The sequence below is a fragment of the uncultured Paraglaciecola sp. genome (assembly GCF_913058035.1).
Taxonomy (GTDB): Bacteria; Pseudomonadota; Gammaproteobacteria; order Enterobacterales; family Alteromonadaceae; genus Paraglaciecola.
This window is the reverse complement of the sequence record NZ_CAJXPA010000170.1, coordinates 1-9,000: the sequence shown is the minus strand read 5'-3', so window position 1 is coordinate 9,000 and position 9,000 is coordinate 1. Positions and strand designations below refer to the sequence as shown.

Here is a 9,000-nt window from a genome sequence, read left to right as displayed (position 1 = left end):
AGTACATACTGGTTATAAATATGAGCAGGGGTAAAAATAACTTCATTAAGACGAAACTTTTATTATTCTAATAGACTTTATTATATCCAGTTGCAAAACAATTTACTAATTTGTAGGCATAAAAAATGGCGCTTAAAAGCGCCATTTTTTGTTTAAGTAGGCTTTATGCGAAATAAGCTTCTAAATCGTCAGAACCACCAATTAGCTTGCCGCCAATAAATACTTGTGGCCAAGATTCGTTACCAGAAAGCGCCTTGAGGGCGGTGAAAGAAACTTCTTTACCCATAACCAATTCTTCATATTCAAAACCTTTTGCATCAAGCAATGCTTTAGCTTTCGTGCAAAAAGGGCAGCCCGACTTAGTAAGAACAACAGTAGCTACTGAAGCTTTTGCAGTTGGTGCAACATAGGCTAGCATAGTGTCAGCGTCTGATACTTCAAAAGGGTCGCCTGGTAAATCTGGCTCAATAAACATTTTGTCTACAACGCCATCTTTAACCAGCATAGAATAGCGCCAGCTACGCTTACCAAACCCGATTTCAGACTTATCAACTAGTAAGCCCATACCGTCAGTAAATTCACCGTTTCCATCAGGGATAAGTGTAATATTATCTGACTCTTGATGCTCTGCCCATGCATTCATTACAAATGTATCGTTAACAGACACACAGATTATCTCATCTACGCCGTTAGCTTTAAATGTTTTAGCCAACTCATTATAACGAGGAAGATGAGTAGAAGAACATGTGGGGGTAAATGCTCCAGGCAAAGAGAAAACAACAACCGTTTTTCCTTTAAACAATTCATCCGAAGTGAGTTTTACCCACTCGTCGTTAACACGCGCAGCAAATGTGCATTGTGGTACTGCTTGTCCAGATTTATCTTCAAAATTCGGGTTAGACATGTTTAATCTCCATTTAAGGTTAGTAAAGCTAATTTCGACCAATATACATTTTGATATTAATCATTTAAAATTATAATTATCGATTAAGTAAATCAATTTAATGAATCAACTATCTATTATTTAAAAAAATCTTCAGAATTTTCACGCAGCATGGCTTCAATATCTTCGATATCAAGTTCAGGCAATTGAATAGTTTCTTGATCTTTATTGGCACCACAGGGAATTGCCTTCTCCTCGTCAGCCCATTCACCTAAATCAATTAACTGACATGTCTTACTACAAAATGGGCGAAAAAGATTGCTTTGATCCCACTCGACTTGTTTTTTACAATTAGGACAATTGACTTTATTTGGCACAGAAATACCTCATCTCGAATAACTAAATTGAAACCTTTAACAACATGCCAGCTTAAAACTCACCTTGCTGTCTACAGATGAACTTCCATGCATAGTCAGGATAAATAAATTAAAACGAATTGCAAACCGATATTTATTACCTGACAGCATCGGATAATATCCTTCGTCAGTTGAACTTAACACTCGGATTAACTCATTTTTATCTTCAGCAATACCTTGGTAAAAACCTTTTTCCACTTCGATTATTCTGAAACGTCCCCTTTCCCTCAGAAACGATAGTGTAATCTCCATTGCTTGCTGAATAGGAGCCAATTCTTGCAGCCAACTATTTATATGCTGCTGTTTTTTTTCACTTGGTTGTTGTAGCCAATAATGTAAGTTGGGTAGATCAAAACTGCAGGTACCGCCTGGTATGGAAAAACGTTGTCTTATGGATGCTAAGAATCTATCTTCTTTAAGTTCTGCACCAACTTTTTTATTACTTTTTAATGACTCGCGAAGACGTAGAATTTTTTGCAGAGCGAACTGTAAAGCATCGTCGTCGATGTTTGGGTGTTGCGACCAAATTACCAAGTTTTTTTCATGCGACTCAATATCTTTGAGCACGTCATGGCGTAAATCGATACGTTCTGACAAATCAAGTAAAGTGAAAAGAGAGTCTAGAAAGTTAATATATTGCCAATCTTCAATCGCAATTTTACCCTGCTCAAGCTGCTTAAATAACTGCTCAAGCCTAAGGTAGGTTCGCACCTTTTCGTTGAGTGGAAACTCATATATTGCTTGCGACATAATGACCTGTTTATGTTGGTTAAACTGCAATACTTGCAGTGGGTAAACATTGTAAAGAATTTTTAGTCAAATCAATAGGCCAAAATCAATCTGTATTTAACACAACTATGCGCTGTGCATTGCAAGTTGTAGATAATATTGATGTAATTGAGCGACTTGTTTAAATAAAGCATCAATTCCACCATGGTTATCGATAACATCATCTGCCACTTCCAAGCGCTGCTGTCTAGTTGCTTGAGCACTCATAATCGCGCGGATTTGTTTCTCATTAGTTTTGTCGCGTAGCAGGGTTCTTTGTAGTTGAGTGGGTTCATCAACATCAACAATCACCACCCTATCGACTTGCTCATTTAATTTATTTTCAACCAACAGTGGCACGCTCAAAAGGCAATAATCCGATTTTGCTTGTTGTGTCTGTAATAACATTTGTCTCCTAATGGCAGGATGTAACAGTTGATTCAGCCAGTTTTTAACTTCAATATCATTAAAAACCAAGCGACGAAGTTTAGCTCTATCCAAGCTATCTGACTCGTCTAAAACAGACTGACCAAATTTATTAATAATAGCTTTTAAAGCCGGTGTTCCTGGCTCAACTACTTCTCTGGCAATCACATCGGCGTCAATCACTTCAATCGCATATTTAGCAAACAAATCTGTAACCGTGGTTTTGCCACTGCCAATGCCCCCAGTTATACCAACAACAAAATTACTCATGGCAACATCCATTGCCAATATTGCGTAACAATCCAATCACCATACAGCAAAGTTAGAAAACCAGCCGCGGCGAGATAAGGCCCAAATGGAATAGGCTGGCTTTTATCCTTCCCTTGAATGGTAAGCAAGCTCACACCCACAATCGCTCCGACAAATGAAGACAGTAATATCACCACAGGTAAATGTTGCCAACCTACCCAAGCGCCTATTGCAGCCAATAGTTTGAAATCGCCATATCCCATGCCCTCTTTGCCGGTCAGTAATTTAAACGACCAATACAAACTCCACAAACTTAAATAACCAACCGCAGCACCAATTAGCGCATCTTGACTAGACACAAAAGGACTTTCAATACTGATTAACAAACCTAACCATAACAACGATAAGGTTAGTTGATCTGGCAATAACATCGTGTCTAGGTCGATAAAAGTCATCGCAATCAATAGCCAAATGGCAACCACTGCCATAAAACCTGCTAAGCCAAAGCCAAAATGCCATGCAACCCATGTAGACAGAAGTCCCGTGGTCAATTCAACTAAGGGGTAACGAGCGGATATGGGATTTTTACATTGGCTGCATTTGCCTCTGAGCAGTAACCAACTAATTAACGGAATATTTTCCCATGCTCTTATTTTATGTTGACACTTAGGACAGGTTGAATCGGGTTTAACTAAGTTGAAGGGCGCTTTTTTTGAAGTGGGGAGATTGTCTGTGGCAGGTGGGGCTTGGGTTTGTGAGGCCGTATACTCATCTATATCTGCTTTCCAGGCGCGCTCCATCATAACGGGCAAACGATAAATAACCACATTTAAGAAACTGCCTACCATCAAACTGATGATAAACACAAAACCCATAAAAAATGCTGGAGAGTCAGCCATTAATTCAAATGATGCTTGCATAAAGTGACTTATAAATAATCAATAAGAAAAAGTAATGCCAATATTTTGCCAGAATTTTATCCGGCAAGCCATGACATAGACAATAGGAGACCAAAAAACTAAGAATAACTTAAACCACATTACCCATTTCAAATATGGGCAAATACATAGCGACAATTAATCCACCAATCACAACACCCAATACAGCCATAATCATCGGTTCTAATAAGCTTGTTAAGCCATCTACCATATCGTCTACTTCTGCTTCGTATATGGTGGCTACTTTACTCAGCATTTCGTCAACTGCGCCAGCTTCTTCACCAATAGCAATCATCTGCACCACCATTGGGGGAAATACACCCGTTGTGCGCATACCAACGTTCATGGGAATACCAGCTGATACTTCTTTTTTCACAAATAAAATGGCATCACGAAATACTGAATTACCCGCAGCCCCGGCAGCAGAATCTAATGCACCCATAAGGGGAACACCCGCTGCGAACGTGGTAGCCAAGGTACGAGTAAACCTAGCAACCGAAGCTTTTTTGAGGATCTCGCCAATCACTGGGATTTTCAGGGTCTTAGCATCGACCCAATCTCTAAGTTTCAGAGATTTTTTATGGGCTCTGGCAAATAATGTTCCAGCAGCAAATGCGATGCCGGCAACTACCAAACCATAATCTTGCATAAACCGAGATACTCCTAAAACAAACTGGGTGAACTCAGGGAGTTCAGCACCAAAGCTAGAAAATATTTCTTCAAACTGGGGGACCACAAAAATTAGAAGAATAGTGGTAACAATAAACGCCACTACTACTACCGCTATGGGGTAAAACATAGCTTTTTTAATTTTGGATTTAAGGGCTTCAGATTTTTCCTTGTAAATAGCAATTCTGTCGTAGATGGTTTCCAATGCCCCTGACTGTTCACCCGTTTCTACTAAGTCACAATATAAATCATCAAAATAATCTGGGTGTTTGCGCAACGTTGCCGAAAGGGGATTACCCGCGCTTACACTGGCACCTATTTCACCTAATAAGGTGCGCATTTTTTTATTGGTGTGCCCAGAAGCTACCATATCAATGGTTTGAATTAAGGTGACACCAGCACTGAGCATAGTGGCGATTTGCCTGGATAATAGCGCAATATCAACGGGTTTGATTTTTTCTCCACTACCAAAAAGCGGTTTAGCTAATTTTTTAACTCTTTTAGCAGAAATACCTTGCCTACGAAGTTGATTTTTAGCTTCAACAATAGACATGGCAGAAATTTCGCCTTTGACGACTTGCCCTCGACGGTTGGAGCCGTTGTAAACAAATATTGTAGGAGAAGATGCCATTAACGATACTCTTAAGTTTTAATTCAGCTAAGGTTCTAAAACCAAAAAGCCCAGAGAATTCTGGGCTTTTTGCATACTTTATACCAGTAACTAGATAATAATTAGCAAAGGTTCTTCGCTACGCAACCGCCAGTCTTAGTCCAAATAACGGCACCATTTGTAGGTACTCCCGTAAGGATATAATCGTCACCAGCTAAAATACCATTTATTGCAGCTGGTGTAGCGGTAATGGTATAACCAGTAGCATCACCACCGATGACCACTGATGTTACAGACGCACTTTCAGCAGAACCTGTAGTTGGAACAGCTGTACAGAGAGCAGGAACGCCAGTTTGTACACAAATTTCCACTCCTGTTTTAACTCCAGAAGTTGCATTTACTACTTCAGAAAAACGCGCCTTCTGTGTATATGTTTGATATGCAGGTAAAGCGATTGCTGCCAAAATACCGATAATAGCCACAACAATCATCAATTCGATTAAAGTGAAGCCACCTTGTTTTCTTGCATTATTTATTTGAGTCTTGTTCATGGTTTTCTCTCCGACACATATTGTGTCATATTTAGGTTTTAAAAAGATTTGCCAGTTGCCGGGTTAGGGCGTTGTTTTTTGAATCTGGAATGAGTATAGAACGAGTTGAGCATCTGACAAGTATGCAGATACATACTTAAGTCTTAGCTTTAAAAAAATCCCTGCAACATACGCATCTGTGTTTTTTCCAATACTCATTATTAAGCAAGTGATTAAAGCTTCAAAGAGCTGGTACTTATTACTCTTAACGACAAATCTATCGCTTGAACATGTTTAGTAAGCGCCCCTGAAGAGATAAAGTCCACCCCTAAAGCAGATAAATTATTTAAACTTTCGATAGTAATGTTGCCCGACACTTCTAATTTGCACTGCCCTTTGTTGACAATGACCGCCTGCTTAAGCATACCCAAACTAAAATTATCTAACATAACAATATCGGCTTTAGCCGCAATTGCTTGATGTAATTCTTGCATATTTTCGACTTCTACTTCCACCAATAGGTCTGCATGATGTTGCCTTGCTTTAGTCACCGCAGCCTGAATTGAGCCGCATGCTAGAATATGATTTTCTTTTATAAGGTAAGCATCGAATAGGCCAATACGGTGGTTTTTGCCACCGCCACAGGTCACCGCATATTTTTGCGCTAAACGCATACCAGGCAATGTTTTTCGTGTGTCTAATAGCTGTGTGTTAGAACCGGCTAACTCCTTAACACATTTCGCTACGATAGTGGCCGTACCTGAAAGGGTTTGTAGGAAGTTTAACGCGGTGCGTTCCCCAGTTAAAATTCGCCTAGCGTTTCCCGACACCCTAACGATTGGTTGATTAGCCTTTAGCGCGTCACCGTCTTTGACATACCAGTGCAATTGAATATTTTTATCAAGTTGAACAAAGGTTTCTGTGACCCAAGCAGCGCCGGCTATGACACAGTCTTCACGAGTGATGATATCGGCGGTAATGCTTTGCGTGGCAGGGATAAGATTTGCGGTTATATCGCCGTAGTCGACATCTTGTCCATTCAAATCTTCTGATAATGCGATTTCAACCGCTGATTTAATATCAATATCTTGCATAGTTTCTCTTTTAACAATGGGGTTTCGAGTGGGCTATAAATTTCTTAAAATCAGCCATTCACCTTTTTGGGTGAATTCTAGTTGTTTTAACGCACTCATTCCCAAAAGTATTTCGTTCTGTTTAAAACCAGGGTTTAAGTTAGCTCTAACATTATCTAATTGAATATCACCAATAGACAACCTTTGAATATTGGTTTGTGCTACCTGAACACGTCCATTCGCAGTTTGTACCCAAGAACTCCTGCCCATTTGCAAGTTAAGTTGTTCAGCCAAATGCATAGGCACTGATACATGTGTGGCACCAGTATCTAATAAAAACACCACCGGTTGACCATTTATAGCACCGCCACTGACGTAATGCCCAGCCCGATTTTGTTTGAGGCGCACCACTTGCACACCTTGACTAGATGAGGAGATAGGATCGGCATTAGGATTAAATTGTTTGGCAAGTTGATCGTCGAATAACAAAGTCAACATACCCAATCCAATGATCCAAGCAACAATCAACATGCTTTTACCCATTTTATTCTGTTGCATTGATTAATTCACTCTCCAAAAAATTTGTCAGCGTTGATTGATCCACTTTGTTATATCGATCCACTTTGCTATCATAACAACATCAGGCCTTTTATACCGCTAGAACCTTGATTAAAAACGCTATTTTAACACATGCAGAATATTGCCCTACCACGCATTGGGATGAACGCCCAGCTCAGACCATTATTTCACTTTTGGTCATACATAATATTTCGTTGCCCCCAAATAAGTTTGGAAGTGATGATATAAAATACTTTTTTACTGGCTGTTTAGATCCTAAGTTACATCCTTATTTTGCCAGCATTTATCAAATGCGCGTGTCTGCTCATTGCTTGATTAAACGCGATGGTCACATTGTGCAGTTTGTGCCGTTTGATAAAAAAGCATGGCATGCTGGCGTATCTAGTTTCCAAGGTGTTGGCAGATGTAATGATTATTCTATTGGGGTTGAGCTTGAAGGTGCTGACCACATTCCCTACACCCAAGCTCAATATCAAAGTTTAAGTGTTTTAACCAAAGAATTGATGCAAGATTATACTGCAATTACCCTAGGGCGTATTGTTGGCCATAATGACATTGCACCTGGTAGAAAAACTGACCCGGGTATTGCTTTTAATTGGTCGCAATATCGGCAGATGATATGATTAATCTGCCACAATCTAAATATTAACAAGAGATAACATCATGACACTAATCAGCTTATTGCTGGTATTACTAGTCGAACGCATCACCACTAAATCCCAGTATTGGCAGGCGGGATTTTACGCAGACAAGTATTTAGAAAATATCGAGTCTCGAGGCTGGTTTAATTCGTCATCTAAATCTTGGGTCTTAACACTGGTTATATTTGTGCCTGTGATGATTATTTATTTAATCGTACAAAAATTTGCTGGTGGATTAGTAGAGTTAGTTATAAGCACCGCCATACTTATGGTTTGTGTGGGTTGCCCAGCTATTCGCGCTACTTATAAATGTTTTTTACAAGCCGCAAATAAAGGAGATTCGCAAGCCTGTGATATGTATGAGGATCAAATTAGTGGCGATGACAAAGATACCGTCTCTTTTGGGCTAAACCTCGTTTGGCAAAACTACCGACATTATACCGCAGTTATTTTATGGTTCGCGGCTTGTGGTGCTGCAGGAGCGATTTTTTATATATTAGTTAGAGAAATGGGCTCAAAATTCTCAAACGATAATATACAAGTTGCCAATCAGGTAAAGCGCTTACTTAATATTGTTGACTGGATACCAGTACGTATTACTGCTTTAGGTTTTTTATTAGTTGGGCATTTTTCTCGCGCTTTTCCTACTTGGTTAAGTTATCTACCCGACCCTGCAGTACAGGCAAAAACACTGTTGTTAGATGTATCAAAACAAGCTGAAGAAATTGAACCAGATGAAAATGACTGTACCGAAGAACCGTGCACTTTGGTGCGCTTAGCTAAACGAAATGTGATGTTTTTGCTAGTCATAATTGCACTATTAACTTTATCTGGTTGGATTGACTAAGAGGTATGACCAGTTGCGTTCCCTTCTATTTAATTGTTTTTACTGAACTAATTTATTTTACTTTCGGTTTTACTAAGCATTTTTAATAATTAGCATGTTTTGGTACAGAAACGTAATATCAGCCCATCCGATGTTGGGCTTTTTGCCAATAGTTTTTCTGGTCTCACCAATGGTTTGATGTATTCTGTGGAAATCAGAGCCCAAAACAGCGCTGGGTTCTCTCCAATTGTAAGTACGTTCCTTACGCCTTTTAAAAATCTTGAATTTACTACCGAACCAACTCTTTCCGGAAAAACTATTTCATTTGGAATATCTCCTAATGGCAGACCTATTTCATCGTTTCATCTAGTTGGAATCGACGAGGACGGGAT

At 39.5% G+C, this 9,000-nt stretch carries 12 protein-coding genes; 3 read left to right on the top strand and 9 right to left on the bottom strand.

The genetic code is table 11. The annotated features are described in order from the left end of the window. Positions 1–163: 163 nt before the first annotated feature. The 9 genes from QZ562_RS17200 to QZ562_RS17160 form a co-directional block, all read right to left on the bottom strand. Positions 164–904 (bottom strand): glutathione peroxidase, encoded by a 741-nt coding sequence (locus tag QZ562_RS17200; protein ID WP_293762883.1) that lies wholly within the window; start codon positions 902–904, stop codon positions 164–166. 116 nt (positions 905–1,020) lie between these two features. Further along, on the bottom strand, positions 1,021–1,260 hold the full coding sequence (gene yacG, locus QZ562_RS17195) for a DNA gyrase inhibitor YacG (RefSeq protein ID WP_293762880.1): 240 nt from the start codon (positions 1,258–1,260) through the stop codon (positions 1,021–1,023). Positions 1,261–1,296: 36 nt separating this feature from the next. Next, positions 1,297–2,049, bottom strand: coding sequence for a cell division protein ZapD (gene zapD / locus QZ562_RS17190; protein ID WP_293762877.1), 753 nt, complete (start codon positions 2,047–2,049; stop codon positions 1,297–1,299). Between the two features lie 105 nt (positions 2,050–2,154). Next, on the bottom strand, positions 2,155–2,763 hold the full coding sequence (gene coaE, locus QZ562_RS17185; protein ID WP_293762874.1) for a dephospho-CoA kinase: 609 nt from the start codon (positions 2,761–2,763) through the stop codon (positions 2,155–2,157). Continuing rightward, entirely contained in the window at positions 2,760–3,662 is a 903-nt protein-coding gene (locus tag QZ562_RS17180; RefSeq protein ID WP_293762871.1) for an A24 family peptidase, read from the bottom strand. The genes coaE and QZ562_RS17180 overlap by 4 nt, the downstream gene beginning before the upstream one ends. 109 nt (positions 3,663–3,771) lie before the next feature. After that, on the bottom strand, positions 3,772–4,980 hold the full coding sequence (locus tag QZ562_RS17175) for a type II secretion system F family protein (protein ID WP_293762869.1): 1,209 nt from the start codon (positions 4,978–4,980) through the stop codon (positions 3,772–3,774). Positions 4,981–5,081: 101 nt separating this feature from the next. Further along, positions 5,082–5,510, bottom strand: a complete 429-nt coding sequence (locus QZ562_RS17170) for a prepilin-type N-terminal cleavage/methylation domain-containing protein (RefSeq protein WP_293762866.1) — start codon at positions 5,508–5,510, stop codon at positions 5,082–5,084. A 212-nt stretch (positions 5,511–5,722) separates the two neighbouring features. After that, on the bottom strand, positions 5,723–6,583 hold the full coding sequence (gene nadC / locus QZ562_RS17165; protein WP_293762863.1) for a carboxylating nicotinate-nucleotide diphosphorylase: 861 nt from the start codon (positions 6,581–6,583) through the stop codon (positions 5,723–5,725). Between the two features lie 33 nt (positions 6,584–6,616). Then, the gene (locus tag QZ562_RS17160) at positions 6,617–7,120 is read right to left on the bottom strand and encodes a TIGR02281 family clan AA aspartic protease (protein ID WP_293762861.1); all 504 of its coding nucleotides are present in this window, start codon (positions 7,118–7,120) and stop codon (positions 6,617–6,619) included. A gap of 107 nt (positions 7,121–7,227) precedes the next feature. Here QZ562_RS17160 and ampD point away from each other — a divergent pair, with 107 nt between their 5' ends. The 3 genes from ampD to QZ562_RS17145 form a co-directional block, all read left to right on the top strand. Next, positions 7,228–7,764, top strand: a complete 537-nt coding sequence (gene ampD, locus QZ562_RS17155; protein WP_293762858.1) for a 1,6-anhydro-N-acetylmuramyl-L-alanine amidase AmpD — start codon at positions 7,228–7,230, stop codon at positions 7,762–7,764. Positions 7,765–7,804: 40 nt separating this feature from the next. Then, on the top strand, positions 7,805–8,629 hold the full coding sequence (gene ampE / locus QZ562_RS17150; protein WP_293762856.1) for a beta-lactamase regulator AmpE: 825 nt from the start codon (positions 7,805–7,807) through the stop codon (positions 8,627–8,629). A 99-nt stretch (positions 8,630–8,728) separates the two neighbouring features. Continuing rightward, on the top strand, positions 8,729–9,000 hold a 272-nt coding region (locus tag QZ562_RS17145; protein ID WP_293762853.1), incomplete at its 3' end, for a hypothetical protein.